We start from the raw sequence: 25,790 nt of genomic DNA, 5'->3' as shown, positions 1-25,790 counted from the left end.
TCCCTGATACGCGTTCAGAATTCCCTGTTCGGTTCATAAAATTCCCTGTTCTGGTTTGCAGGGAATTTTTCACCCAATGTGCTGATAATACGTGCGGAAATCGCGATCCTACAGGATCGGTTCCCTGTAAATTTGAAAAATTCCCTGTATTTGGCACCGTATCAGGGAAATTGATGCACGAGACCGGTTCGGCGGAGACTGCGGACACCACCATCCATTCTCCCGCGAACCCACGACCCCACCTTGTCCTGGCGGAGACCCGCGGTTTCCGCGGCATTGCGGCAGATGAGGCACTGAAGGGCATGCCGAGAGACGCCGTTCAGGAGACGATTTCCGGCTGAATGCGGCCCGAGTCTCTTATGGCCGAATTCGACCTCCCCACCATCATTCTGGGCTGGCTTTCGGGGTCAGGCGTTGAAGCCGAGCACCCGGCGTTGCTCGGACCAGTCCAGCGGAAGCGATGACATGCGGCCGAGACCGTAAACCGTAAGCGCCGGCGGCTGCCGTCCGTCGAGTATGGCCTCGACGATGTCCGGCGCCAGGTAGGCGAGGTTCAGTATCCGCCCGATGTCGCTTCGGTCGAGTTGTTCCCGGTCAGACAGTTCGCGGAGCGATGCGACGGTCCCCTCGGCCAGCATCCTGTTCCAGCGATACGCGTTAGCGACCAGTTGAACGAGCTTCGGGTCGGGTCCGCCGGTTGCCTGTTCGCCGCCGCCCAAGACGATGCGGCTGCCATTGGCGCGGCGCGACAGTTGAACCGACAGCTCGACGACCACGGTATCGGTCCAATCACCATCGCCCGGGAGTCCGGTCCCCGGGCCACCAGGGTGAGACCCTCCATCGATGGCGGACGGTCGAAGGCGGAGAACGATGCCGCTCTCCCGGAGCTGAACACGTTCAAGCAGGCCATCAAGCATGCACCGGCGCTCAATACCGTCCGCGCTGGCCAGGATATCCGCTGCACGGTTGGCCGTATCAATTGTCCGTGTCACTGCGTTGCTGGCGTCCTGGTCGTGCGCCAGCAAGTCCATCACCTGCAGCGGGTCACGCAGCAGGGCCACCAGTTGATCGATGATCAGCTGGTCCAGTGCCGGCGCGGGAAGCCGCCAGCCGCTGCTGCTGTCCGCCTTGCATGTCACGAGATGCTTTGACGTGTAGTAGAAGTATCGCTGTCCCTGCTTGCTGGCCTGGGTGGCATAGAGCGGCTCGCCCGCCTCGTCGAACAGTCGGCCTGTCAGCAGGTGCGAGGATGACGGGATGTTGAACGGCGCCTGCCGGTCAATCGCATGGCCGTCGAGCATCTCCTGGACCGCCACCCATATTGCGTCGTCGATGATCGGCTCGTGCTGGCCTTCGAATGTCTGGCCGTGATGCTTCACGCGCCCGATGTAGATCGGGTTCCTCAGGAGCCAGTAGATATGCCCGCGGCTGAAGCCGGCGCCACCCGTCTTGCGCCCCGAGCGGCTGGTGCGGGTGGCTGTGACGATGCCTTTCCCGTCACATGCGTCCTTCACGTCCCTGACCGACCCGAGGTTCAGGTAGAGCTCGAAGATGCACCGGACCGTCGCCGCGGCTTCCGGATCGATCACCAGCTTGCGGTCCTCGACCCGGTAGCCGATTGGCACCACGCCACCCATCCACATGCCCTTCTTCTTTGATGCAGCGATCTTGTCGCGGATGCGCTCCGCTGTGACCTCGCGCTCGAACTGGGCGAAGGAGAGCAGCACGTTCAAGGTCAGCCGTCCCATGGACGTGGTGGTGTTGAACTGCTGGGTCACCGAGACGAAGGAGACGCCCTGCCCCTCGAACAGCTCGACGATCTTCGCGAAGTCCGCGAGCGACCGGGTCAGTCGGTCGACCTTGTAGACAACGACCGTGTCGATGCGGCCCGACCGGATGTCATCCAGCAGCGATGCCAGGGCAGGACGATCCATCGAGCCGCCGGAGAAGCCGCCGTCGTCGTATCGGGTGGGTAGTTCCGTCCAGCCCTCGTGCTGCTGGCTACGGATATAGGCGGCACAGGCTTCGCGCTGCGCATCAAGCGAGTTGAAGGCCTGCTCCAGCCCCTCCTCGGTGGACTTCCGGGTATAGATGGCGCAGCGGACAGAACGGCGGCCTCCAACGGTCCGCGATGAGTCGCCAAGGGCACTGCGGTGGTTGATTGATCCGTTGCTCCCTCGCCGTCCGCGCTCAGTCATCGTGGTCGCCCTCGTCCATCGTGGCGGAAGGACCTCCCTTCTGGTCTGATCGTTGCGCCCCTCTGTTCCTGGTCGCTTTCCTTTCCGGCGCGGGGGCATTCAGACCGAAGAAGCGGGGACCGGACCAACGTGCGCCGGTGATCTCGCGGGCGATGGCCGTGAGCGAGGTGTATGACCGCCCCTCGTAGGTGAACCCGCCATCGATGACTTCCACCACGTGGCTGCGGCCCTGCCACTGTCGGACCAGGCGACTGCCTGGGCGCAGCTTGCGGCGTGGCGTCGTCCGGTCGATTTTGCCGGGCTGTTGTCGGTCATCCTCTGCACAATCTCTGCTACTCCGGCGCGCGCCCGCGAGCGCGTCAAGGCGACGTCGGGTGGCCGCGGCGAGCCCGCCATGCGCTTCGGCCTGTATCAGCCATGCCGCGCTGCATTCCAGCAGCCGGCGGCTGATCCCCTTCGGCGGCGGGCGCCGCCAGCGCCGCTGCCAGGATACGGCAAGCTCATCACGGGACATGGCCCGGACGCGGGTGTCGACGGCATTGCGGGCGGCGACGTCGCCGTCGCCGCCCGTGCGCATAGTGTTCTGACTTAGCATCGTCAGGGCGCCGTCAGGCGGCCATGCCATCAGCGCTGGCGGGCGGCGCGGCGCGGTAAACGCTGACACCGTTGCCTTCCTTCGTGCGGCTCACCTCGATCCCGCGCTTGCGGAAGCCCGTCAGCACCGCCCGGACGCTGTGCGGCTGCCAGCCGGTGAACTGCACCATCTCGTCGATGTCGGCCCCCTCACCCCGCCGCAGCAGGTCGAGCAGCTGCGCCTGCCGCGTGCCCGGGCGGAACAGCGGCGTCGAACCGGTATCGACCTCGTCCGGTTCCGGCTTTGCGGCCTGCGATGCCTCGTTCCTGTCTTTGCTCTCGTCGACCTCAGCCCTGCCCTGCCCGGCAACTGCCGCGCGGCCGGTCTTGGTGATGACCCATGCGTCGTCCACCGAGCGCTCAGCCAGGCCACGGCGTTCCAGGGCGCGGAGCATGGCCGCCAGCCCTCCCCCCTTCAGCTGCATGCCGTCCGGCAGCGGCAGAAGCTGGCCGTCGCTAAGGCGCGCGGCGTGGTCGAGAACTGCGATCTGTCTTGTGTTGAGTTTCTGCATGGTCTGTCTCCGTGGTGCTTGTTCCACGCCGGCCCGATGCCGGCGCTGTCACCACGTGAAGCCCGGACCGCGATACGGAGGCCGGGCGGGGACCGGCAGGACGCGCATGTTCGCGTCGCCGGTCCCGACAGCATGCATGCTTCCCCCGCCACCGAAGTCCAATGCAATGTGCAAGTCGTCGGCTGACTCTTGCTCGTTCCCCCTGCCGTGATGGCAGTGCTGTCCCGTCCCTCTGGTCATTCGGGCTGATGGCCCGGTTTACCAGCGGTGATGACCCAACAGGCTGTTTATCGGGTTCGGGATCGTCTCTACTATTGCGTTCAGGGGTATATCGTCAGGTGGCATTGTCAGAGCAATCTGACCCCGGCGCAGCAGAGCTGTATCTGGGTGAGGTCAGATCGCCAACTGTCGCCATTCAGCAAGCGCCGCATCGCGGCGCTGCCTGAAGTCGGTCCGACTGGTGAGATGACGATCGAGGTTGAAATGGTTGTGGATGGCGGCGTGGACGGAGACAAACTTCTGTAGCGTCGCCGGACTTCGGAATCGCTGCATGGATCGTTCCCGTCGTCGGAACGGCTGATAAGAATTTTCCGCCCGGTTGTTCAACCATCTGGTGGTGTCCTGGCGACCGGCGATGCCCAGGTCCGAGAGTGCCGCGCGATAAGAACGAAGGCGGTCGGTTACGATGCTGCGTGGTGAGCTGAATCGCTTCAATGCGCGCTTCAGGAAATCCAGCGCAGCCCTGCGATCCCGCGTCTTCGTGACATAGACTTCCAGTACCTCACCTTCATGATCCACGGCCCGCCAGAGATAGCGTCGCTCGCCGTTGACCCGGACGAAAACCTCATCCATGTGCCACCGCCACTGGATGTGCTGACGAGCCGTTCTCCGCTGCCGTTTTCGAAGATCGGCGGCGAAGATGGGTCCGAAGCGGTTCCACCAGAACCGGACGGTCTCATGGCTGATGTCGATGCCCCTTTCGTGCAGCAGGTCTTCGACCTGGCGCAGCGACAGCGGAAACCGGATGTAAAGCAGGACCGCAGTGCAGATCACCGCCGGCGAGCTGTTGAAATAGCGGAAAGGATTACGCATCCCGACAGCCTACCGAAGGCTGTTCAAAGCGACCTCAGAATTTGGTCTGACAATGCCCCTTTCATGCTTATCCACTCCTTCACCCCATCCAGGATTCAGGCGGAAAACTCTAACTCAAAAAGATCCAGTTTCCGGAGGACAGAGCAGCTCCAATAATATGTGAGACGTGACAATACTGAATACCGCTCTATTTCAATAATATTAATCGACGAATACGAAATACAGAAAATGACCTAATTGAACCGCGCTTGTGACAAAATCCATGGAGAACGGTTTTTTCATTTGATTTTGCGTAACCTGTATCCGCCTTATCAATTCTGTGAGGCGTCACCCGCCGCCTGATTTTTTTTCCATCAAATCGAAAATAGATAAATCGCACATCGTTTCCATCATCTATCGCCTGAAGTAGTTTCTCAATGTTTTTTTCATACTTGGTTGAAGAAGCACTTTGAGGACTTCGATTATGCCTATCTCCCCAGAACTCGGACGTCCCATGGGCGTGAAGGTGGCAGTCTCGGCAAAGAATTTGAAGGTTTTCGCTCTTGTGGGAGCCCCCTGACCGGAGCGGTCGGCGATGGTGAATCTGTACAACGAGACCCGATCCACAATTCTCACAGTGAGCGCCGCGTTCATGGAGGATTGCTTCGCGCCGTTCTTGCCAATCTGGAGGATAGTCCGGCCAATGATCGTAGACTTTTACTATTCCCCTTTGGAGCTTGGCGATCCGGGCATTGAGGTGCGTTGGATCGTCTGCATATTGCGATTCCGGTGTGGAATGGCGGAAAAAAGTGCGTGTTATCTTTCTCAGGCCTTCAAGCACGGGTAGCGCCGACATCTCCTGTGCCTGCTCGCTCAAATCATCGACACGCAAGATTGCCTTATCTAGACACCGAGTATGAATGGATCGTCCGTCGGTGAGGTGGCGCAATCCAATTCTGCCGGCCTCCCCGCATATGAGACAGCGTCCGGTCATGCTTGACATGGCACTGTCAGTGCAATCTGCATCGGGCACATGAGGTGAAAATTGGAATGGGCGTAGCGAAGTGAGCGGGGCATGTCAATTTCGTTCCATCATCGCTGTTCTCTTAATCACGAAGATTGAACCGCGCCGGGTTTGCCGGAAGCTCCAACCTATGAGAATGAGGAGCTGTGACGTGCTCTGTCCTCTGGAACCTGGACCACATAAAGGCTTGGTCTCGTTCCAGCCTGCAACCGTAATCAAATTCCGCAATCCCGCATTGTGCAAGATAATCAGCAATGTTGTCATAGGCCTCTGGTGGGCATTGTCAGAGCAATCTGACCCCGGCGCAGCAGATCTGTATCTGTGTGAGGTCAGATTGCCAACTGTCGCCATTCAGCAAGCGCCGCATCGCGGCGCTGCCTGAAGTCGGTCCGACGGGTGAGATGACGATCGATGTTGAAGTGATTTTGGATGGCAGCGTGAATGGAGACGAATTTCTGAAGCGTGACATCACTTCGGAAACGTTGCATGGATCGCTCTCGTCGTCGGAACGGCTGATAGGAATTTTCCGCCCGGTTGTTCAGCCATCTGGTGGTGTCCTGGCGACCGGCGATGCCCAGGTCCGAGAGTGCCGCGCGATAAGAACGAAACCGGTCGGTGATGATACTTCGAGGTGAGCCGAATCGCTTCAATGCGCGCTTCAGGAAATCCAGCGCAGCCCTGCGATCCCGCGTCTTCGTGACGTAGACTTCCACTACCTCACCTTCATGATCCACGGCCCGCCAGGGATAGCACCTCTCGCCGTTGACCCGGACGAAAACCTCATCCAGGTGCCACCGCCACTGGATGTGCTGGCGAGCCGTTCTCCGCTGCCGTTTTCGAAGTTCGGCGGCGACGATGGGTCCGAAGCGGTTCCACCGGAACCGGACGGTCTCATGGCTGATGTCGATGCCCCTTTCGTGCAGCAGGTCTTCGACCTGGCGCAGCGACAGCGGAAACCGAATGTAGAGCAGGACCGCAGTGCGGATCACCGCCGGCGAGCTGTTGAAATAGCGGAAAGGATTACGCATCCCGACAGCTTACCGCAACCACAACAGATTTGCTCTGACAATGCCGAACTGAATGTCGGGTACTTTTTGACGTCAGGGTTTGTGGGATGGATCAGCGGGTATTTGTAATGGAGGATTCTGGCTGGCCGTAGTGACCGAAGGGAACGCAGATGAGACAGAAATCGGACGCATCGAAGGTCGGGGCAGAGCAGACGGTCTGGGTTATCCGCCGCCGCACCCATGAGCAGTATTCCGCCGAAGGGAATATCCGGATCGTGCTGGCCGGTCTGCGCGGCGAGGACAGCATCTTCTTCAGCTTAGCGTTCTCCGCATCAAGCGCCTAGAGGCGCTTGCATCTTGACGTCAAAATTCTTCTACTGATTGCGCCTCAGACAACTGGAGGAGTCGATCAGTTACTCGAATGCGATAGAGCTTCTTCGCCTCGCAGATCTCGCAGCGTCACGCTACTCGGGTGTGACATTGAATGAGGTCATCGAGGAGTTCGGGGTGTCCGAGCGCACGGCGCAACGAATGTTGCGCGCGATGACCGAAGCGTTTCCTCACTCCGTCCGGATTTGTGACGGCGATGATCGAAAGCGAAGGTGGTCGATTGAAGAGGTGCCCCTCGCTCGCCTTCGGCTCGCCGGCGCCGACGAACTGGAGGCGATAGAATCCGCAATTGTTGCGCTCAGGGACAGAGGTGATGTGAGGCAGGGCAGGGCACTGTCGGATCTACGAAACCGACTCCTCGCGGCGCTGCCGCCGAGCGCTGCTCGGGCCGCGGAGGCAGATGCGGACGCAATGCTGGAAGCACACGGCGTCGCCGCACGGCCTGGCCCGGTCGTCCAGATCGAACAGGTGATTTCGGAGAGGGTCGCCGCGGCCGTGAGAGGACCGTACCGCATGCTCTTTTCTTACGCAGGCGAGCGGCGTGAAGTCGAACCTTATGGGATCCTTATCGGGACTCGTCGCTACCTCGTCGCCCGCCAACCCCAGAAAGGGCCGCAGTATCGCCACTTCCGGCTCGACCGGATCACCGATGCGACAGTGACTGACACCTGGTTCGTTCGCGATCCCGACTTCAACATCGCCGAACATGCAGCCAGAGCATTTGGCACCTATCAGAACGAGGGCGAATACGGCGAGGTTATCTGGCGCTTCTCTGCCAAGGCGGCCGATCGGGCGGCTGAGTGGCGCTTCCATCCATCTCAAACGATGGAACGCCTTCCCGATGGGCGCCTTGAGGTACACTTCTTCGCATCAGGCTGGCTCGAAATGGCTTGGCATCTTTACTGCTGGGGCAACTCTGTCGAGGTTGTTGCACCCAAAGAACTGAAAGCGCTGATCGAGGGTACCAAGAAGAGTTTTGGTGTATTTCCATGATATGTTCGCTATATGTACGCATTCAATTAAACAAATTGCTACTTGCGGGGTCGGCCGACAAAAACTGACACCCTCACCGCATAGATTGCACCTCAGTCGCGCGGGGCGGCAGCACGCGCAGGTCTTTCAGGAGGCGACTACGTGAGTTCCTTTCGATTTATCCATTCCTCAGATCTGCATCTTGGACGGCGCTATGCGAATATTCCTCAACCGCCGGACGGCAATATCCGCGGGCGCATAATGGAGGCGCGGCACGGCGCAATCAGCCGCATTGCCGGGGCGGCGCTTGATCGAGCGGCCGGGCACGTGCTTCTGGCGGGGGACACCTTCGATACGGCAACCCCTTCCCACAGTGTTGTCCGACAAGCACTGACCGCAATGGGCGAGAATGAGAGCGTGCAGTGGTGGCTCCTGCCAGGAAACCACGACAATCTCCAGGAAGCCGAGCCACTGTGGGCTTCGATCCGGCGCGATGCACCGCCCAACGTCCACGTTGTAAGCGAAAATTCCCCAGTGTCACTAGAGGTGGTTCGGTTCGTTTGAACAGTTTCGAGCCGTTTCTTAGGTGGATTTTCCGCTTGGTTATGCCGCCACCGGGATTGGTTGCAACTTGATGTGATATGCCTGATCGGGCGTTTGCCCTTCCAGCGATGAATGCGGTCTCCTTGTGTTGTAGAAGGCCAGGTATCGGTCGATGCCCTGTCGGGCGGCTGACACGCTTTCATAGGCGTGCAGATAGACCTCCTCGTATTTGACGCTGCGCCAGAGCCGTTCGACAAACACGTTATCGCGCCAAGCGCCCTTGCCATCCATGCTGATCTGGATGTCGGCGTCCTTCAGCGCCTTGATGAAGTCAATGGACGTGAACTGTGATCCTTGGTCCGAGTTCATGATCTCCGGCTTGCCATATCTGCGCAGGGCATCATTCAAGGCCTCCAGACACGGCGCTGTTTCCAGCGTCACCGACAGCCGCCAGGCCAGAACCTTGCGGCTGAACCAGTCCAGAACGGCGACCAGATAGACGAACCCTCGGGCCATGGGAATGTAGGTAATATCCATGGCCCAGACCTGATTGGGCTGCGTCACGGCCAGCTTGCGCAGCAGGTAGGGATAGATCCTGTGACCGGGCGCAGGCTTGCTGGTGTTCGGTCTGCGATAGAGCGCCTCAATGCCCATCGTTTTCATGCAGGTTGCCACGTGCAGCCGCCCGGCCGTGAAGCCTTCCTGCCGCAGCAACCCTTTCATCATACGGCTGCCCGCGAACGGGTAGTCCATGTGCAACTCGTCAATTCTGCGCATAAGCTTGAGGTCCGCCGCACTGGTCGGGCGCGGCGCGTAATACAGGCTGCCCCGGCTGATCCCGAGAAGCCGGGCTTGCCGTGTCAGGCTCAGCCTGTGGTCCGGGCCCGTCATTTCCTTGCGCTCGGCAACAGACCGGCCTTGTCGAGCGCGCCCTCTAAAAAATCGTTTTCCAGCGCCAGCTGGCCAATCTTCGCGTGCAGGGACTTTACGTCGATCTGCGGCTCTTTCGCGGCCTTTGGCGTGTCATCGAAGACACCCGTTACGCCCTCAAGCAGCTGATCCTTCCACTGCTTGATCTGATTGGGATGCAGGTCGAACTGCGTCGCCAGCTCGCTCATCGTCCTGTCGCCCTTCAGCGCCGCCAATGCGACTTTCGCTTTGAAGGCAGGGCTGTGGTTCCGCCTGGGTCGTCTTGTCATCTTCGCTCCTTCGTCCCGGCAACGCTGCCGGATTGGGAGCAGAAAATCCACCTAACTCAACTGTCCAGATTTGTCGGGCCACCTCTTACGGACCCTGCTTGCCTCGAGCAGGAGCACTCCCTCGGGCAGCGTCCAAACCTCCAGTTCAACGTCTCGAAGACGCTCGTGGCCCAATCCAATGCCCTGGTAGGCATCGTCATATTTTCGAAGCTCCATCAGCTTCATATAAACGCCGTTCGGATTCCGAAATTTCTCGTTGCCCTTTAGGCCCAACACGGCCGCTGCCGCCCGTATCTCATCGGCCAAGTTGATCAGCGCGCGACTATGTTGCCCTGGAATTCTGGGGGCATGTTGAAGGTAGAATTCTGTCGCAAGGATCAGCTCATCTCGTGACCAATCCGGGTTACGGGTGGGCACAGGGTCTTTCTCCACCTCAAATCCGAGATGCTCAACTACGCGGACTGTTTGTTGCAAACCGCCAGAGAACTCTTTGGCCTCGAGCGCTGTGTAGCCTGGCCCAAGGTGCCCGTGCGCAGCGCCAATGATCGCCTTTGAATCATAGTACCTGCCATCGTGGTGCAGCCTGTATGTTCGCGAGGCGCCGAAGCCGTATTTTTGGAGAAACGCTGTTCTTCCAAGCTCATCAAACTCTTTGCAGGCCGCGAGCACGGCCTCAACGGTAATGTCTGATATCCCCATTCAGGCAGCATGACAAAAAAACGAGGCAACTCAAGGCCTCCATCGTACCGTGTTGAAGTTCAGTGAATTTCCCTAGGAGATTGTTTTCGCGAACCTGAGAAAAATTCCTGTACGTTGGCTGCACTGCTGCTCCGAAATATCTGTGATGGGAGCTCCTAGAGTTCGGTCTTGGTCTGGATCGCTTTCGCCAAGCTGATTGAGCAATGAATGCGAACGCGAATGGGAAGCATGTAATGAATAGAGCGCTAATTGTCGTGTTCGTGATGATCACAGGGGTCACTGTGGGCGCTTCCGCGCAGTCTCGCTCGCTCAACGGAACCGCAAGGGTTGTCGATGGGGACACCATCGAAGTTTCTGGTGAAAAGGTCAGGCTGCACGGTATCGACGCTCCAGAGATCAACCAAGGTTGCCTCTTGCCATCTGGCCAGGCTTATCGATGCGGCGAGGATGCAAAGGTAGTCCTGGAGACGATCATCGGTGGCGCGAGGGTCGCTTGCGAGGTTCTGGACACAGATCGGTATCAGCGTTCAATTGGTCGATGTTTCGCGGGCCATGTCGATGTCGGGGAAGAGAGAGGTGGCCCGACAAATCTGGACAGTTGAGTTAGGTGGATTTTCTGCTCCCAATCCGGCAGCGTTGCCGGGACGAAGGAGCGAAGATGACAAGACGACCCAGGCGGAACCACAGCCCTGCCTTCAAAGCGAAAGTCGCATTGGCGGCGCTGAAGGGCGACAGGACGATGAGCGAGCTGGCGACGCAGTTCGACCTGCATCCCAATCAGATCAAGCAGTGGAAGGATCAGCTGCTTGAGGGCGTAACGGGTGTCTTCGATGACACGCCAAAGGCCGCGAAAGAGCCGCAGATCGACGTAAAGTCCCTGCACGCGAAGATTGGCCAGCTGGCGCTGGAAAACGATTTTTTAGAGGGCGCGCTCGACAAGGCCGGTCTGTTGCCGAGCGCAAGGAAATGACGGGCCCGGACCACAGGCTGAGCCTGACACGGCAAGCCCGGCTTCTCGGGATCAGCCGGGGCAGCCTGTATTACGCGCCGCGCCCGACCAGTGCGGCGGACCTCAAGCTTATGCGCAGAATTGACGAGTTGCACATGGACTACCCGTTCGCGGGCAGCCGTATGATGAAAGGGTTGCTGCGGCAGGAAGGCTTCACGGCCGGGCGGCTGCACGTGGCAACCTGCATGAAAACGATGGGCATTGAGGCGCTCTATCGCAGACCGAACACCAGCAAGCCTGCGCCCGGTCACAGGATCTATCCCTACCTGCTGCGCAAGCTGGCCGTGACGCAGCCCAATCAGGTCTGGGCCATGGATATTACCTACATTCCCATGGCCCGAGGGTTCGTCTATCTGGTCGCCGTTCTGGACTGGTTCAGCCGCAAGGTTCTGGCCTGGCGGCTGTCGGTGACGCTGGAAACAGCGCCGTGTCTGGAGGCCTTGAATGATGCCCTGCGCAGATATGGCAAGCCGGAGATCATGAACTCGGACCAAGGATCACAGTTCACGTCCATTGACTTCATCAAGGCGCTGAAGGACGCCGACATCCAGATCAGCATGGATGGCAAGGGCGCTTGGCGCGATAACGTGTTTGTCGAACGGCTCTGGCGCAGCGTCAAATACGAGGAGGTCTATCTGCACGCCTATGAAAGCGTGTCAGCCGCCCGACAGGGCATCGACCGATACCTGGCCTTCTACAACACAAGGAGACCGCATTCATCGCTGGAAGGGCAAACGCCCGATCAGGCATATCACATCAAGTTGCAACCAATCCCGGTGGCGGCATAACCAAGCGGAAAATCCACCTAAGAAACGGCTCGAAACTGTTCAAACGAACCGAACCACCTCTGAGTTGTCAGGCCGAGAGCCAAAACGACCTCGTGCCAGTTGAGATTTGGGATAGAGAATATTTTCCCCGATCACCCATGTCCCATTGAGATCATTTCCGAAAATGTAGGGTTCTCATTCTCTAACGAGTTCTCCGAGAACACAATTGAAGACCGGTTTTTCGGAGAAAACCGGCTGATCGGGGTCTGGAAACCGTGGTTCAACGTCGATTCGGAACGTTAGGTGTTCGGTCCCGGTGCTCTGCCCCCTGGAAACTCGCCCGTATGAAATTGGAGTTTTCCGGCTCCGATCACGATGGCGCCGTTGACGGCAACCTTATGGCGGAAGAAGTCATCCGACGGCATGGCAACCACACAGCCAGATCCCCTTCCCAATCAGATCCGGTACTACCCTGCAAACCGGCCGCAGCTTCCCTGAAACCCGATAAATGTTCCCTGATGCAGGTCCCCAAATTCCCTGTTCCTGTGAGCAGGGAATTTGGGGCGCGAACCCGCGGAAACGCTGGGCTGCAGGCGCGGCTGATAGGCTAATCAGGCCCAGAATCAGGAATTTTCCCTGTAAATTCCCTGTATATCAGGGGCAGGATGCAAGAGACCGGTTCGGCGGGGACTGCGGACACCACCATCCCTTCTCCCGCGAACCCACGGCCCCACTGCGTGCCGACATGACCTCGGGCGACCGGTGGATCGGATTTTCCAAGGCTGCGTCACGCCAGCCTGGCTGTGGGCTGGAGGTCCGGGGGATCCTGCAATCCTGCCGGTCCACTCGGGCATCTGGCTTCAGAAGCCGGCCAGCAGCCACACGCCCCAGGCCGTCAGGCCCAGACCCAGCGCCTGGCCGAACCAGCGCCCGACCGGGATCGTCTTCTCCACCAGCACAAGCAGTGTCAGCCCGGCAATCCAGTAGATGTTCATCACGCCGCCGACGAACAGCAGGGCCATCAGAAACCAGCAGCAGCCGACGCAGTAGGCGCCATGCTCGAGCCCCATGCGCCAGGCACCGCCCAGACCGTTTCGCCAACGGCCCAGCACGAACTGCAGCGGCGAGCGGCAGTGGCGCAGGCACATGTGCTTCAGCGGCGTAAGCTGGTAGAGCCCGGCAGCAACGAGGATCGCACCGCTCAGCACACCGCTCGTGCTCTTCAGCATGGGCGAGATCAGGCCGCTGGCCTCCAGGCCCCATTGCAGGGCAACCGCCACGACACTGAAGACCGCCCATGCCACGGCATAGGCGAGCGTGAAGAGCACGACCGGCAGGGCTGGCAACGCGCCGTGTTCAGGCCGCCGACTGATCTTCGCGAACATCATGATCATGGGCGCGGCGGAAGGCAGCATCATTGCCACCATCATGAGCCACCACATCATGAACATCAGTCCGGCATAGGCAGCATCCCAGTCGGCACGCATGCCCATCTGCATGCCCGCCCCCGCCAGCAGATAGGCCCAGCAAAGCAGAGAGATCAGCGCGATGGCACTAAGCAGGTAGATTCGCTCGCCAGTCCGCATACGGACCGAGCCAGCGTCCCGCGATGGTTCCGGACCGGGTTGATTCATCTATGCGGCCCTTCGGCTAGCCTTGCCAGGAGACCGGCATGATTTCGGCGCTGCGGTCGTCGAAGTTCCAGATCCTGCCGAAGGCTCGCACGCGCCCGCGTTTCGCCTGGGCCACGGTGATCTCCGGGCCGGGCCAGTACTCGGAGTTCGTGATGGTGACGGGCCGGTCCAAATCGTTGCCGGCAATGGGCTCGACATCGCCCCATATGTGCTGCCCGACCTGAATATGCCGTGCGGCGCCATCGGCGACATAGGTGATCGGCGCCCGCTCAAAGCCCAGATTTGTGCTGACCAGCACATCGAAGACAACCAGTGGACCGCCTGCCTGGCCCGTGAAGAGCTGTGTCAGCGCTTCGAATGCGTCGTCGTCGGCCTGCTCGTCGATATAGCCGGCCAGCGTGTAGTTCCCGCGTGACATCAGGCCTGGAATGTCGAGCAGCAGTCCCACCTTCAGGCCCGAAAGATCGGTCTTCCCGAAATGACCCTTGTCGATGTTCAGGCCGAACCAGGCCTGGCAGTAGCCTTCCGTTGGGGGATGCTGACCGAGAGAGATGACGCAGGGACAGAAGACCGCGCAGTTGCAGTTCACCACAAGTTCGCCTTCGATCATCCAGCCCATCGCGATGCCCCCCTTATCCGCAATCCCTCTGGAGCATATAAAGGTTGCAGTGCCTGTGAAAGGGCGCTGCCGCCCCCTGGCAGCCTGACGCGACCACATCAGATCTGCTCCGGCAATGCCCGCATCATTCAGACCGTTGACACTGTTGACGTTGCATCGGTCCCTGGCTGATGCAACGCTCCGGATACCGAAGACGAACCTCAACGGGCAAAAGGTCGTTTCATGTTCACGGTCCTGAGCGGCGTCTGGGCTCTCCTTCTGGGTATCGTGCTGATCATGCTCGGCAACGGCATGCACTTCACGCTCATCGGTCTGCGGGGCGGGATAGAGGGGTTCACCTCGCCGGAACTGGCGATTGTCACGTCCGGGTACTTTCTCGGCTTTCTGCTGGGCGCACAGCTGACGCCATCGCTGATCCGGCGGGTTGGCCATGTGCGCGTCTTCGCCGCGCTGGGCAGCTTCATGTCCGCCGGACTGATCGCGTTCACGCTGTTGGCCGAACCATGGGCCTGGGTGCTGCTGCGGTTGCTTGTCGGGTTCTGCATGTCAGGCATATATGTCGCGGCAGAGAGCTGGCTGAACGACGCGGCGACCAACGAGAACCGCGGAAAAGTGCTGTCGGCCTACATGATTGCACAGACGCTGGGCATCATCGGAGCACAGGGGTTGCTGACCCTTGGAGATGCGGGAACCGCCGGGCTCTTCATCGTCGCGTCGATCCTTGTCTCGATCTCATTTGCACCAATACTGCTGTCCGTCAGTCCGGCACCGGTGACCGAGGTTGCCCGTCCCATGTCATTGCGCAAGCTGTTCGCGCGTTCGCCGCTCGGTACCGTCGGGATATTCCTGCTTGGCAGCGTCTATGCCACCCAATCGGGCATGGGCCCGGTCTTCGGCACGAAGATCGGACTGACCGCATCACAGATCTCGCTTTTCGTTGCGATGCTGTTCGGCGGGGCGCTGCTGCTTCAGTATCCTATTGGCTGGCTTTCTGATCGAATGGATCGCCGCAAGCTGATCTTTGGTGCAGCCGCCCTCGGTGCCGCAACCTGCATGCTGAGTTGGGTCGTTGGAGGAAACCTCTGGCTTCTGATGGCCGCTGCCTTCTTTGCGGGTGGTGTGACAACGCCGCTCTATGCGCTGTTCCTGGCATATACCAACGATTTCCTGTCGGCCGAAGACATGCCATCCGCATCCGGAGGTCTCATACTGACCTTCGGTGTTGGTGCCATTCTGGGACCATTGATCACCGGCTGGGCGATGCAACAGATCGGGCCCTCCGCTTTCTGGCTCGTCCTCGGCACAACCTTCGGGTCCATCGCCCTTTACGCGCTCTTCCGCATGACGAGACGCCCGCCGGTTCCGGTGGCGGACACCGAGAGCTATCTGGGTGTGCTGCCTACCGCCTCGCCTGTTGCCGTGGAGTCAGCGGGTGCCTGGGCGACAGAGCAGTCCGACGCGAAGAGCGAGGACGGAACCACTCCCTGACGGACAATCGGCCGCCATCCGCCAGTGCAGACCGGTTTCCGTTCGAACGCGACACGTCCGGTCGAAACGGTGACGGAACAATGTTCGGGAGCCCTGCGCATTCAGCATGGCCAGGCAGCCACCACGCGCGCTATCGATGGGAGAGGAGGGCCGCGACGATGGACGAACCTGCCGACGTATTCCTGTCGCCTGAATCATGAGCACGCCGCGATCCAGCGGGGCGGGCCAGCCGACCCATCATTTTCGGGCAGAACCGACGCCGCGCGAGAATCTGCTGGGAATTGCGTTCATGCTCATGGCGAGCCTGACGCTGCCGGCGATGAATGCCGGCGTTAAGTACCTCAACGACTTCTACCCCAGCGGCCAGATCGTCTGGGCCCGCTATGCCGGGCATCTCCTGGTCATGATCGTCGCCTTCATGCCGTTCCACGGCATCGTCCTGTTGCGCAGCAAGCGAACGGGCATCCAGCTCGTGCGCTCGCTGCTGCTGTTCATCTCGACGGCATTCTTCGTCTACGCGCTGCGCTACCTCGAACTTGCGGTGGCCATGGCGATCGTCTTCACGACGCCCATCGTCGTTACCGCACTCTCCGTGCCTTTCCTCGGAGAGAAGGTCGGCCCGAGGCGTTGGGCGGCCGTCGCGGTCGGCTTCGTGGGGGCACTGATCATCATCCAGCCGGGTGGCGCGGGCTATCACTGGGCGATGCTTCTCGTCGTGGCCAACATGATCATGTTCTCTGTCTACCAGATACTTACGCGGAAGATCGCCGCGGATGACACACCTGAAACGACCATCACCTACACGGCAATGGTCGGCGCCGTCGCCGCCGGTCTCTTCTTCCTGGTCGAGCCCGGAGTCTGGCCCATCTCGGTCTGGCACTGGCTCCTGTACTTCCTGATCGGTGTGCTCGGTGGCTTCGGACAGTACTTCGTGGTCAAGGCCTTCCAGTACAGCCTCGCGTCGGTGGTGGCGCCCATCACCTACATTCAGCTCGTCGTTTCCGGGCTCTTCGGCTACCTGATCTTCACTGAAATTCCCGACCTCTGGACCTGGATTGGTTCAGCAGTCGTGGTCGCTTCGGGGCTCTACATCACCTATCGCGAGCGGCACCGGAAGCCGTATCCGAACCGCTGAACAGCCCCGGAGTGGTCCTGACACCGCGCGGCTCTTCTTCCGCCGCGTTTCGAGCTCGACAGTTGGCAGCATCGAGGTGAATCACCCCGCTCCCTTCGCAAGCTGCCCCAGGATGCTGGTGTAGTTCTCGACCCCCTGCGCGCCCGTCACCAGATGCTTGCGGTCGAGGACGACGGCGGGGACGCCGCGGATGCCTTGCTGGAGCCAGAAGTTCTCGATCTGGCGGACGTCCGTCGCGAAGCGCTGGTCGGCCAGAACCGCCAGGGCCTCGGCCCGGTCGAGACCGGTCTCGCTCGCCACGTCGGCCAGCACGGCGTCGTCGGAGAGATCGCGGCCATCGGTGAAATGGGCGGTGAACAGTGCCAGCTTGAGGTCGTGCTTGCGACCCTGGGTGTCCGCCCAGTGCAGCAACTGGTGGGCATTGAACGTGTTGTGCATCCGCATGTCGTCGGTGTAGCGGAAGTCGAAGCCGAGATCCGCGCCGATGGCGGTCATCTGCTTGCGGCTCTTGTCGGACTGTTCCGGTGTCGAGCCATATTTCTCGGCAATGTGCTCCCGGACGTTCTGCCCTTCCGGGGGCATGTCGGGGTTCAGTTCGAACGGGTGCCAGTGGATGTCGTGCGCGGTGCCCGTGGCGTCCAGCGCCTCCGCCAGCTGGCGGTAGCCGATGATGCACCAGGGACACATCACGTCGGACACGATATCGATGCGAAGTGGCTGGGTCATCTGGTCATCCTCTCGATCATGTCCGCGCGCGCCGCATATCGGCAGGCGCCTGTGCCCGACAATAGTCCATGCTGGCGACGGCGCGAAAGATGGCCGGTTCGACGCTTCGCCTTGCGACCCCTCTCCGGTACGCCGAGTTTCGCACGTCAGACCGCGACCACATCAGATCTGCGCTGACCCTACCCTGCCCCGCCCGTACACTGAGGCGCTGTTAGACGCCGGTTGCGGCAAGCTGCTATAGCGTTCATCCCGACACCGTTCCACACTGGGACACACGGTATGGCGCATCCGGGGAGGGAGACGCATGACCGCATCGAAGGCGCTTGACGAACCGGCGTTCGTCGAACGGCTGGCCAGAGCCTCGCGCCGACGCTTCGGCACGCGCGCCGACGTCGTGCCTGTTGGCGAACCAAGCATGGGCGGCATCAATCATACCGCCATCTTCGAGGTGACCGAAACCAACGGTGTGGCCCGACGGCTGGTGCTTCGCCGTGAGACCTACGAGGGGGTGGGAAATCCGTTCCTGCCGTCGCACAAGCAGTACCAGCTGCTGGAGCTGGCGCACGCACGTGGCCTGCCGGTACCGGAACCTGTCTTCGAACTGGATTCCGCGGATGACCTCGGCCGAGGGTTCGTCATGGGGTTCGTCGAGGGTGAGACCCTGCCACGACGGATCAACAGTGATCCGCAATTTGACGCAATCCGCCCGGGACTGGCGGCGCGCTGCGGTGAGCTGCTTGCGGCAATCCACGATTTCGGCCTCGGGGCCACCGGCTTCCTGGCCGATGTACCCGATACTGCTGACCCGCTGGCGGCGCAGCGCGAACGGCTGGACCTCTACCGGGAGCCGCATCCGGCGCTGGAACTCGGTCTGCGCTGGCTGGAGCTGAACCGCCCGATCGGCGGCGAGACGGTGTCACTGCACGGCGATTTCCGGAACGGAAACTTCATCGTCAACGAGACAGGAATCGTTGCCATCCTCGACTGGGAATGCAGCCATCACGGTCGCCCCTTGGAGGATCTCGGCTGGCTCTGCGTTCCGTCCTGGCGGTTCGGCAATCTGGCCCGGCCTGTCGGTGGCTTCGGCGCGCGCAAGGACCTCTATGCGGCCTACGAGGCCGCGAGCGGACGGAAGGTCGACGACGACGAAGTCCGCTACTGGGAGATCTTCGGCATGGTCCGCTGGGCCATCCTGAACGTCATGCAGGGCTTCGGCCACGTTCACGAGGGCCGTCGCTCCATGGTCTGGGCCGCCTGCGGTCGCAATGTCGCCATGGTCGAGCACGAACTGATGCAGGCACTGAGCGGGAGGGCTCCAGAATGAACCAGGATCAGCCAGCCGCTCATGATCTGGTCAGTACGGTGCGGGAATACCTGGAGGGTCTTGCCGGGACGCTGAGTGAGGAACATCGGTTCGATCTGCGGGTCGCGATCCACTTGCTCGGCATCGCCGAGCGGGAGATCCGTGACCGGCCGGACCTTGGTGACGAAGAACGTGTGGCGCTGCGGGGCCTGACGGGCGCCGGAGAGGACGAAGACGAAATCGATGCGCTCTGCCGGGCGCTGCGCGCTGGCGATCTGGATGATCGCTGGGACGCCGCGTTTGCGGCGGTGCTGCGCACCGTGGAACTGAAGATGGAGGTCGTGCGGCCCTCGGCGCTGAAACGACCCGAAAACCGAGAGGTCAGCCGATGAACTTCGAGTTTCCCGAGAAGGTGATGCAATTGAGTGCGCGGGTCAGCGCCTTCATGGACGAGCATGTCTATCCGCTGGAGCATGAATACGACCGTCACGTGGCCGAGGCAGGCGGATGGACCACGCCGCCTGTGCTGGACGATCTGAAGGAACGTGCCAAGGAGGCCGGACTCTGGAACCTGTTCATGCCTGACGCGCGTTACGGTGCCGGGCTGACCAACCTGGAATATGCGCCGCTTGCCGAGATCATGGGTCGCGTCGAATGGGCTTCCGAGGTCTTCAATTGCTCGGCCCCGGATTCGGGCAACATGGAGACGCTTGCCCGCTACGCCGACGATGACCAGAAGCGTGCATGGCTGGAGCCGCTGCTGGCTGGCGAAATCCGCTCCTGCTTCTCCATGACCGAGCCTGCAGTCGCTTCCTCGGACGCGACCAATATCGAATGCCGGATCACCCGTGACGGCGATGACTACGTCATCAACGGCCGAAAATGGTTCTCGTCGGGATTTGCCAATGAGCGCTGCAAGCTGGTGATCGTCATGGGGAAGACCGATCCGGATCACCCGGACCGCCACCGACAGCAGTCGATGGTTCTGGTACCGAGGGACACGCCCGGCCTGCGTCAGGAGCGTAACCCCACCACCTTCGGCTATTCCGGCGCGCCTGGCGGTCATCCTGAGATTGTGTTCGAGAATGTCCGCGTGCCTGTCTCGAACATGCTTCTGGGTGAAGGCCGGGGCTTCGAGATCGCGCAGGGCCGTCTGGGACCGGGTCGCATCCATCACTGCATGCGCTTCATCGGTTCTGCGCAGCGCGCGCTGGAACTGATGTGCAGGCGCGCCGAAAGCCGGACAGCCTTCGGCATGAAGCTTTCCGAACACGGTTCGTTGCGTGAGGATATCGCACGGTCTTTCTGTGAGATCGAGCAGGCGCGACTGCTGACGCTCAAGGCAGCCGACAAGATGGACCGCGAGGGCAACAAGGCTGCCCGCGACCTGATTGCCGCCGCCAAGATCGTTGTGCCGAAGATGGCGACCAAGGTCATAGATCGTGCCATGCAGGTGCACGGCGCCAAGGGCTTCACGGAGGATACTTTCCTGCCCAAGGCCTGGACCTGGGCGCGCTACATCCGCGTGGGTGACGGGCCCGACCAGGTCCACATGTCATCACTCGCCCGACAGTTGCTGAAGCGGTACGCCGGGTGAGGAACACCGGCAGCCTGCGTCCGCCTGGAACACGTGCGCTTTCCAGAACGCCCATCGCTTCCCTGAAACCCGCTCGGGGTTCCCCGACGCGGCTTTTCATCGGTGAGCCGCTGAAATCGCGGCAAGCATTGCGCATCCCGAAAGCCTGCCGCGCCCACATCTGATTTGCGCTGCCAATACCCGCCGGTATCCTGACCGGGGAGAAATCGCATTCGGGGAGGCAGGGAATGCGCGAGAAGACGATCACCGGTTACTGCAATCCATTCTCGGCAACGCCGGGCGAGACTGTCGGTTTCATGGTCTCGACCTACGCACCCGGCGACTACGAGGCCGAACTGGTAAGGGTGCGTGCCGGCGACGATTTCAGCGACGAGAGCGTGGGGGTGATCGAGGATGTGGTCCCGGCGGATTTCGCCGGTCGCTATCCTGGCCGGCATCAGCCGCTCCGGCCCGGCTCCTGTGGTGTGATCGGGGACGGCGACCGCATCGGCGCGCTTGGTGCCCTGACCGTTGCAGCCTGGATCTGGCCAACGCTGCCCGGTGGCCGGACGCAGACGATCATCGGCTGCTGGGACACGGACCGCCGGGCCGGGTTCCGCCTGCTGCTCGACGCCGACGGCGCGCTGGCGCTGGAAATCGGCGACGGCAAGGGCGGTACTGCAATCGCTTCCACCGGATCGCCCCTGGTCCAGCGCCAGTGGTATCGCGTTTCCGCCAGCTACGACGCGGAGACCGGTGAGATCTGCCTGAGCCAGCAGCCCGACGTCCTGTCGCCGGGCCAGAGCGTGGCCACTGGCGCTGCCGAGGTGCACGCGACGCTGGAACAGGGACTCCGACCGGACCCGGGCCATGCCCCGATCATGTTCGCCGCCAGCACCGGCGCCGAGGGTCCCACGGATCACTACAACGGAAAGATCGACCGGCCACGCATCGCTGCACGCGCCCTCGACCAGGCGGGTGTGGAGCAGTTGATGGCCGCCGGGCCTGACGAATCACTGGGCGGCGACCTGATCGGCTGCTGGGATTTCGGCTGCGACATTGTCACGGACCATGTCACCGACCTCGGCCCGGCGGGGCGGCATGGCAGGCTGGTCAACCTGCCGGCGCGGGCGTCAACCGGCTTCAACTGGACAGGTGAAGCCCATGACTGGCGGGAGAAGCCGGAGCACTATGGCGCCGTGCACTTTCACGACGACGACCTCTACGATGCGGGCTGGGAGCAGGATTTCACCTTCACCATCCCGGCGGAACTGCCCAGCGGGCTCTATGCGGTTCGTCTGCGCCACGGTGCCGATGTTGACCGCATTCCCTTCGTTGTCCGCCCGCCGCTCGGCAAGGCGACAGCACCGGCAGTGTTCCTGATGCCGACGGCATCCTATCTTGCCTACGCAAACTGCAAGCAGCGCCTGAAGGCCAACCCGCTGTTCGGTGACGGGCGACCGACGTGCGTCAATGACGCTTTCCTGAGCGCCCATCCGGAACTGGGCAGTTCGACCTACGATCTCCACAGCGACCGCTCCGGCATTCAGTACTCGTCCAGACTCAGGCCGGTGACCAATATGAAGCCCGCTGACAACTGCCCCTGGGGAATGCCGGCCGACTGCAACATCCTCGCCTGGCTCGACCATATCGGCGAGCCCTTCGACATCGTCACCGACGAGGATCTGCACCAGCATGGTTCGGCTCTGCTTGCGCCCTACCGCTGCGTGATCACAGGCTCGCATCCTGAGTATCACTCGACCGCAATGCTGGACGCGCTGGAGACCTTCACCGGCCAGGGTGGGCGGCTGATGTACATGGGCGGCAACGGCTTCTACTGGCGCGTCGCCTTCCGTGACGATCTGCCGGGCGTGCTGGAGGTGCGTCGCGCCGAGGACGGGACCCGCGCCTGGATCGCCGAACCCGGTGAGTACTATCACGCCTTCAACGGCGAGTATGGCGGCCTGTGGCGACGGCAGGGAAGGCCACCGAACCGGCTGGTGGGCGTCGGCTTTGCCGCCCAGGGTTTCGACCGGAGCAGCTATTACCGCCGCCGTCCGGAGGCCGACGATCCGCGCGCCGCCTTCATCATGGAAGGTGTCACTGAGGAGATCATCGGCGATTTCGGTACGATAGGCGGCGGCGCGGCAGGTGAGGAGATCGATCGCCACGACGTCCACCTCGGCTCGCCGCGTCACGCCCTGGTGGTCGCGACTTCCGAGGATCATGGAGAGCTGATGCTGCGCACCAAGGAGGAGTTCCTGTCGATCATTCCATGGTTCGACGACCCCAAGGTGCGCGCCGACCTCACCTTCTTCGAATGTCCCAACGGCGGTGCGGTGTTCTCCACCGGGTCGATCAGCTGGGCGGGAAGCCTGAGCCATGAGAACTGGGACAACAATGTGTCCCGGATCACCACGAACGTGCTGCGCCGCTTCATCGATCCGCAGCCCTTCGAACTGCCCGGCGAGACCGCCGCAGGAGGCCGCAAGTGAGTCAGCGCAGTTCCTTCTGGTTCGCCCATCCGTTCCGCGTCCGCTACGCCGAGATCGACGGTCAGGGCATCGTCTTCAACGCCCATTATCTAACCTACTACGACACCGCGATTACCGAGTATCTGCGCCACCTGGGCTATGACTACGAAGCTGAGGTCAAAGAGACCGGCGACGATTTCCACCTCGTCAAGTCGATCGTGGAATACAAGGCTCCGATCCGCTTCGACGAGGAAATCGAGGTCGGCGTCCGCGTGCCCCGCATCGGCAGTTCGTCGCTGATCTTCGAACTCGGCATCTTCGGCAAGGGCGAGGGCCAGCCCCGCGCCACAGGCGAGAACATCTGGGTCAACACGAACCAGTCGACCCACAGGCCGGTACCGGTTCCCGACCAGCTTGTCGAACTGATCCGCGGTCTGGAAGGCGCGGCGCTGGAGCTGGCACGACCTGGATGAGGGCGGGCGGCACCAGGGCCATCTCCCGTGGACCAAGGTGCCGAACCCTATTCGTTGTGTGGCTGGAATCTTCGATGGGTATGCGCAGCGGCGTGGCTGATGCCGGGCAGTCAATCCGGCGGCTTGTGCCCGGGATCAGCAACTTCCCCTGCGAACAGGGCGCTGGATGCATGTGACCGGTTCGGCGGGGTTTTGCGGATACCCCCCTTCCCCCGCAGTCCGGCCCCGCGACGGGACCGCCTCCGTTCAGGTCGTGTGCCAGTCCTGCAGGTCGGCCTTGCCGAAGGTTTCATAGGCTTCCACGACATCGATCTCCCTCGCGATGACGCCCTCGTCCGAGACCATTCGGGAGGGATGAAGCAGCCTGCGACCCAGCGGTCGCCCGTCAGCAGGATCGAACGTCGATTTCTCGAACCCTCGTGCATTGCAGTTGAAGATCAGGGCGGGAGCGTCCTTGCCTGCAGAGAACCAGTGGGCATTGCGCGCCCATTCGTGGGCCAGAAGACGGCTGCCGACGGGCAGTTGGCCGCTCGACAATGGTTTCAACAGAACATGATTGCCGTCGATCCGGCGCACACGCTCATACTCACGGCCCGAGATCCGTCCCTCCAGTATCACCTGCACCGAAGTCACATTGTGATGGTGATGCGGCGGATGCACCTCACCAGGCTGCAGGTGGATGATGCTGATGGTGATATCGCGTCCGCCGAAGTCCTTGCGCCAGATCGTGACATCCGCGCCCTTGCTCCGCGCCTGATCGGCGGCAGCGGCGACCGTCTGCTGAACGTCATCGCGTTCCAGCGCGGCAATCACGCCTCGCTGGAAACCGGCACCGTCGATTTTTCCCTCCTCGAAGTCCGATAGCAGCGGATCAAGCTGCGTGCGAAAGGGGCCATCGTGATCGACGTCCGGCCTTGCCTCACCCATGCGGCTGTTGTTGGGAACAGATGAGACGGTCATTGCAGGTCGGCCTCATAGCTTCTGAGGCCCTTGCGGATGTGTTCCCGCCGTTCCGCGCCGATCATGTCATCGCCGCTGCGGTAGATGTCGGCCACCCGCTTTGCCATATCAGAGATGGTCTGGCTGTCCTCACTGTTCGAACGCCTGACCCGCAGCACCGTATCGCCGCCATAGGTCGGTATCGGCGATGTGACCCTGTCGGTCGGCAGCATCGGATCCTCACCCTTGCCGTGGTTCTTGATCGCGTTCCTGAGCCGACGGCGGTAGAGGCTGACACCCCGGTCGGTGGCACCCAGCCGCTCACGCTTGTGCACCGTGCGCGGGCCCTGGCTCGACCAGGCCTCGTAGTCGCCGGGGTCGCGCTGCATCTCCTCGTACGACCGCTGGTCGGTCTGGCCATAGAAGTCGACGCTGTTATAGCCGCAGAGATCCTTCCGTCCCCGCCCGTGAGGATCGGTCTCCTCGTTGAAATGTCGCCAGGCGATGGTGATGGAGTTCTCGTCATCCACAGGCACCACCCACCGGGTCAGCCCCGTCCGCACGAAGTAGGTCGACTTGTCGCCATCGACATGCATCCCCCCGTTCTGGGAGAAGTTCGGCAGCATGTGGTCGTGAATGCGGAACCAGAGGAAATCCTCCACCCGACGCGTGGAGGTATAGAAGATGCCGTTGCCCGCCGCCCGCTCGTGATAGTCGACGGTCGGCAGGTTCACCAGATTGGCCTGGAACTGCACCCGGTTCATCAGCGAATGCAGGAAGGACACATGATAGGGATCGATGCCGTTCTCGAACATCTGCACCCAGTTCGCGGGTGATGGCACCAGATAGGGCACCATCTCGTCATCCGGCAGATCCATGGTGTCGAAGTAGGGGAACGCGGGCATCAGCTCGGGCGGTCCCATGTAGGCGAAGATCATGCCCTTGAACTCGACGACCGGATAGGCGCCGTGGCACGTCCGCCCCGCAATCTTGCTGGTGGCCGGTTCGCCGGGGGTTTCCAGGATCGTTCCGTCGGTCCCGAACAGCCAGCCATGGTAGCAGCAGCGCAGCCCCCGATCCGTCACGATGCCATACTCCAGCGAGGCATTGCGGTGACTGCAGAGCAGGTGCAGCAGGCCATATTCGCCGGTCTTGCCACGGAACAGGACCAGGTCCTCGCCCAGCCGCCGGATACGCAGCGGCAGTTCACCGACCATCGACGCCATGGCGATCGGATGCCAGTAGCGGCGCAGGTATTCGCCACACGGCTCGCCGGGGCCGACCTTCGTAAGCTCGTCATCAGGCGCCAGCGATTGCAGGTTGTTGCGTTCATAGCCCTTGAAAGCGCCGGTTGGCAGTTCGGGTATCGAAGTCATGCGATTTTCCTGTGGTCTTGTGC

Annotated in this window: 24 protein-coding genes; 11 read left to right on the top strand and 13 right to left on the bottom strand. The window is 61.5% G+C overall.

Translation table 11 applies throughout. From position 1 onward, the window contains the following. Window positions 1–407 precede the first annotated feature (407 nt). From QGV54_RS07070 to QGV54_RS07045, 6 genes are all read right to left on the bottom strand, one after another. The gene (locus QGV54_RS07070) at window positions 408–2,198 is read right to left on the bottom strand and encodes a recombinase family protein (protein ID WP_281020101.1); all 1,791 of its coding nucleotides are present in this window, start codon (window positions 2,196–2,198) and stop codon (window positions 408–410) included. Next, window positions 2,191–2,793: a DUF2924 domain-containing protein gene (locus QGV54_RS07065; RefSeq protein WP_281020100.1), complete on the bottom strand. Its 603-nt coding sequence runs from the start codon at window positions 2,791–2,793 to the stop codon at window positions 2,191–2,193. Before QGV54_RS07065 ends, QGV54_RS07070 begins: the two co-directional genes overlap by 8 nt. A gap of 13 nt (window positions 2,794–2,806) precedes the next feature. After that, window positions 2,807–3,343 (bottom strand): DUF3489 domain-containing protein, encoded by a 537-nt coding sequence (locus QGV54_RS07060; protein ID WP_281020099.1) that lies wholly within the window; start codon window positions 3,341–3,343, stop codon window positions 2,807–2,809. Between the two features lie 393 nt (window positions 3,344–3,736). Continuing rightward, the gene (locus QGV54_RS07055) at window positions 3,737–4,435 is read right to left on the bottom strand and encodes an IS6 family transposase (RefSeq protein ID WP_281020098.1); all 699 of its coding nucleotides are present in this window, start codon (window positions 4,433–4,435) and stop codon (window positions 3,737–3,739) included. A 187-nt stretch (window positions 4,436–4,622) separates the two neighbouring features. Continuing rightward, a complete protein-coding gene (locus QGV54_RS07050) occupies window positions 4,623–5,306 on the bottom strand; it encodes an HNH endonuclease (RefSeq protein WP_281020097.1) in 684 nt (227 codons plus the stop codon). A gap of 461 nt (window positions 5,307–5,767) precedes the next feature. Next, window positions 5,768–6,466 carry an IS6 family transposase gene (locus QGV54_RS07045; protein WP_281020096.1) on the bottom strand — a complete coding sequence of 233 codons (699 nt, stop codon included), beginning with the start codon at window positions 6,464–6,466 and terminating at the stop codon, window positions 5,768–5,770. Window positions 6,467–6,615: 149 nt separating this feature from the next. Here QGV54_RS07045 and QGV54_RS07040 point away from each other — a divergent pair, with 149 nt between their 5' ends. The 3 genes from QGV54_RS07040 (at window position 6,616) to QGV54_RS07030 (ending at window position 8,371) form a co-directional block, all read left to right on the top strand. Then, window positions 6,616–6,789, top strand: coding sequence for a hypothetical protein (locus QGV54_RS07040; RefSeq protein ID WP_281020095.1), 174 nt, complete (start codon window positions 6,616–6,618; stop codon window positions 6,787–6,789). Window positions 6,790–6,925: 136 nt separating this feature from the next. Then, on the top strand, window positions 6,926–7,828 hold the full coding sequence (locus tag QGV54_RS07035; RefSeq protein ID WP_281020094.1) for a WYL domain-containing protein: 903 nt from the start codon (window positions 6,926–6,928) through the stop codon (window positions 7,826–7,828). Between the two features lie 141 nt (window positions 7,829–7,969). Continuing rightward, entirely contained in the window at window positions 7,970–8,371 is a 402-nt protein-coding gene (locus QGV54_RS07030; protein ID WP_281020093.1) for a metallophosphoesterase, read from the top strand. A 39-nt stretch (window positions 8,372–8,410) separates the two neighbouring features. On the opposite strand, the gene QGV54_RS07025 is transcribed toward QGV54_RS07030, so the two are convergent. Then, a protein-coding gene (locus QGV54_RS07025) for an IS3 family transposase (RefSeq protein WP_281015974.1) occupies window positions 8,411–9,549 on the bottom strand; the annotation gives its coding sequence in 2 pieces (ribosomal slippage) (window positions 8,411–9,285 and window positions 9,285–9,549; 1,140 coding nt in all). A 51-nt stretch (window positions 9,550–9,600) separates the two neighbouring features. Then, window positions 9,601–10,248 carry a hypothetical protein gene (locus QGV54_RS07020; RefSeq protein WP_281020092.1) on the bottom strand — a complete coding sequence of 216 codons (648 nt, stop codon included), beginning with the start codon at window positions 10,246–10,248 and terminating at the stop codon, window positions 9,601–9,603. 658 nt (window positions 10,249–10,906) lie between these two features. On the opposite strand from QGV54_RS07020, the gene QGV54_RS07015 reads away from it, so the two are divergent. Next, a protein-coding gene (locus QGV54_RS07015; protein ID WP_281015974.1) for an IS3 family transposase occupies window positions 10,907–12,045 on the top strand; the annotation gives its coding sequence in 2 pieces (ribosomal slippage) (window positions 10,907–11,171 and window positions 11,171–12,045; 1,140 coding nt in all). 839 nt (window positions 12,046–12,884) lie between these two features. On the opposite strand, the gene QGV54_RS07010 is transcribed toward QGV54_RS07015, so the two are convergent. Both QGV54_RS07010 and QGV54_RS19825 read right to left on the bottom strand, forming a co-directional pair. Then, complete coding sequence (locus QGV54_RS07010) at window positions 12,885–13,610, bottom strand: DUF2182 domain-containing protein (protein ID WP_281017555.1); 726 nt, start codon at window positions 13,608–13,610, stop codon at window positions 12,885–12,887. 64 nt (window positions 13,611–13,674) lie between these two features. Next, window positions 13,675–14,268 (bottom strand): DUF1326 domain-containing protein, encoded by a 594-nt coding sequence (locus QGV54_RS19825; RefSeq protein WP_348638782.1) that lies wholly within the window; start codon window positions 14,266–14,268, stop codon window positions 13,675–13,677. A gap of 231 nt (window positions 14,269–14,499) precedes the next feature. On the opposite strand from QGV54_RS19825, the gene QGV54_RS07000 reads away from it, so the two are divergent. Together QGV54_RS07000 and QGV54_RS06995 are read left to right on the top strand one after the other, a co-directional pair. Continuing rightward, window positions 14,500–15,765, top strand: a complete 1,266-nt coding sequence (locus tag QGV54_RS07000; protein ID WP_348637626.1) for an MFS transporter — start codon at window positions 14,500–14,502, stop codon at window positions 15,763–15,765. 196 nt (window positions 15,766–15,961) lie between these two features. Next, window positions 15,962–16,900 carry a DMT family transporter gene (locus QGV54_RS06995; RefSeq protein ID WP_281017557.1) on the top strand — a complete coding sequence of 313 codons (939 nt, stop codon included), beginning with the start codon at window positions 15,962–15,964 and terminating at the stop codon, window positions 16,898–16,900. An 81-nt stretch (window positions 16,901–16,981) separates the two neighbouring features. Here the strand turns inward: QGV54_RS06995 and QGV54_RS06990 are convergent, their stop codons facing one another. Beyond that, window positions 16,982–17,626: a DsbA family oxidoreductase gene (locus tag QGV54_RS06990; RefSeq protein WP_281017558.1), complete on the bottom strand. Its 645-nt coding sequence runs from the start codon at window positions 17,624–17,626 to the stop codon at window positions 16,982–16,984. A 304-nt stretch (window positions 17,627–17,930) separates the two neighbouring features. On the opposite strand from QGV54_RS06990, the gene QGV54_RS06985 reads away from it, so the two are divergent. The 5 genes from QGV54_RS06985 (at window position 17,931) to QGV54_RS06965 (ending at window position 23,452) form a co-directional block, all read left to right on the top strand. Further along, on the top strand, window positions 17,931–18,950 hold the full coding sequence (locus QGV54_RS06985; protein WP_281017559.1) for a phosphotransferase family protein: 1,020 nt from the start codon (window positions 17,931–17,933) through the stop codon (window positions 18,948–18,950). Beyond that, the gene (locus QGV54_RS06980; protein ID WP_281017560.1) at window positions 18,947–19,321 is read left to right on the top strand and encodes a DUF6285 domain-containing protein; all 375 of its coding nucleotides are present in this window, start codon (window positions 18,947–18,949) and stop codon (window positions 19,319–19,321) included. Before QGV54_RS06985 ends, QGV54_RS06980 begins: the two co-directional genes overlap by 4 nt. Next, the gene (locus QGV54_RS06975; RefSeq protein ID WP_281017561.1) at window positions 19,318–20,526 is read left to right on the top strand and encodes an acyl-CoA dehydrogenase family protein; all 1,209 of its coding nucleotides are present in this window, start codon (window positions 19,318–19,320) and stop codon (window positions 20,524–20,526) included. The genes QGV54_RS06980 and QGV54_RS06975 overlap by 4 nt, the downstream gene beginning before the upstream one ends. A gap of 227 nt (window positions 20,527–20,753) precedes the next feature. Beyond that, window positions 20,754–23,000 (top strand): N,N-dimethylformamidase beta subunit family domain-containing protein, encoded by a 2,247-nt coding sequence (locus tag QGV54_RS06970; protein WP_281017562.1) that lies wholly within the window; start codon window positions 20,754–20,756, stop codon window positions 22,998–23,000. Further along, window positions 22,997–23,452 (top strand): thioesterase family protein, encoded by a 456-nt coding sequence (locus QGV54_RS06965; protein ID WP_281017563.1) that lies wholly within the window; start codon window positions 22,997–22,999, stop codon window positions 23,450–23,452. Before QGV54_RS06970 ends, QGV54_RS06965 begins: the two co-directional genes overlap by 4 nt. A gap of 246 nt (window positions 23,453–23,698) precedes the next feature. On the opposite strand, the gene QGV54_RS06960 is transcribed toward QGV54_RS06965, so the two are convergent. Both QGV54_RS06960 and QGV54_RS06955 read right to left on the bottom strand, forming a co-directional pair. Next, window positions 23,699–24,412, bottom strand: a complete 714-nt coding sequence (locus tag QGV54_RS06960) for a hypothetical protein (protein ID WP_281017564.1) — start codon at window positions 24,410–24,412, stop codon at window positions 23,699–23,701. Beyond that, window positions 24,409–25,767, bottom strand: a complete 1,359-nt coding sequence (locus QGV54_RS06955) for an aromatic ring-hydroxylating dioxygenase subunit alpha (RefSeq protein ID WP_281017565.1) — start codon at window positions 25,765–25,767, stop codon at window positions 24,409–24,411. The genes QGV54_RS06960 and QGV54_RS06955 overlap by 4 nt, the downstream gene beginning before the upstream one ends. Window positions 25,768–25,790 lie beyond the last annotated feature (23 nt).

The organism is Minwuia sp. IMCC3060, from assembly GCF_029909435.1.
Classification (GTDB): domain Bacteria; phylum Pseudomonadota; class Alphaproteobacteria; order Minwuiales; family Minwuiaceae; genus Minwuia.
The sequence above is the reverse complement of the archived record's forward strand: the minus strand, read 5'-3'. Positions and strand labels throughout refer to the sequence as shown.

Coding starts and splice junctions, on each gene's coding strand:
- QGV54_RS07000 (WP_348637626.1), top strand. CDS start 14,500: ATGTTCACGGTCCTGAGCGGCGTCTGGGCTCTCCTTCTGGGTATCGTG.
- QGV54_RS07070 (WP_281020101.1), bottom strand. CDS start 2,198: ATGACTGAGCGCGGACGGCGAGGGAGCAACGGATCAATCAACCACCGC.
- QGV54_RS07055 (WP_281020098.1), bottom strand. CDS start 4,435: ATGCGTAATCCTTTCCGCTATTTCAACAGCTCGCCGGCGGTGATCTGC.
- QGV54_RS06990 (WP_281017558.1), bottom strand. CDS start 17,626: ATGACCCAGCCACTTCGCATCGATATCGTGTCCGACGTGATGTGTCCC.
- QGV54_RS06975 (WP_281017561.1), top strand. CDS start 19,318: ATGAACTTCGAGTTTCCCGAGAAGGTGATGCAATTGAGTGCGCGGGTC.
- QGV54_RS06970 (WP_281017562.1), top strand. CDS start 20,754: ATGCGCGAGAAGACGATCACCGGTTACTGCAATCCATTCTCGGCAACG.
- QGV54_RS06980 (WP_281017560.1), top strand. CDS start 18,947: ATGAACCAGGATCAGCCAGCCGCTCATGATCTGGTCAGTACGGTGCGG.
- QGV54_RS06960 (WP_281017564.1), bottom strand. CDS start 24,412: ATGACCGTCTCATCTGTTCCCAACAACAGCCGCATGGGTGAGGCAAGG.
- QGV54_RS07010 (WP_281017555.1), bottom strand. CDS start 13,610: ATGCGGACTGGCGAGCGAATCTACCTGCTTAGTGCCATCGCGCTGATC.
- QGV54_RS06955 (WP_281017565.1), bottom strand. CDS start 25,767: ATGACTTCGATACCCGAACTGCCAACCGGCGCTTTCAAGGGCTATGAA.
- QGV54_RS06995 (WP_281017557.1), top strand. CDS start 15,962: ATGAGCACGCCGCGATCCAGCGGGGCGGGCCAGCCGACCCATCATTTT.
- QGV54_RS06985 (WP_281017559.1), top strand. CDS start 17,931: ATGACCGCATCGAAGGCGCTTGACGAACCGGCGTTCGTCGAACGGCTG.
- QGV54_RS07040 (WP_281020095.1), top strand. CDS start 6,616: ATGAGACAGAAATCGGACGCATCGAAGGTCGGGGCAGAGCAGACGGTC.
- QGV54_RS07020 (WP_281020092.1), bottom strand. CDS start 10,248: ATGGGGATATCAGACATTACCGTTGAGGCCGTGCTCGCGGCCTGCAAA.
- QGV54_RS19825 (WP_348638782.1), bottom strand. CDS start 14,268: ATGATCGAAGGCGAACTTGTGGTGAACTGCAACTGCGCGGTCTTCTGT.
- QGV54_RS07045 (WP_281020096.1), bottom strand. CDS start 6,466: ATGCGTAATCCTTTCCGCTATTTCAACAGCTCGCCGGCGGTGATCCGC.
- QGV54_RS07065 (WP_281020100.1), bottom strand. CDS start 2,793: ATGCTAAGTCAGAACACTATGCGCACGGGCGGCGACGGCGACGTCGCC.
- QGV54_RS07060 (WP_281020099.1), bottom strand. CDS start 3,343: ATGCAGAAACTCAACACAAGACAGATCGCAGTTCTCGACCACGCCGCG.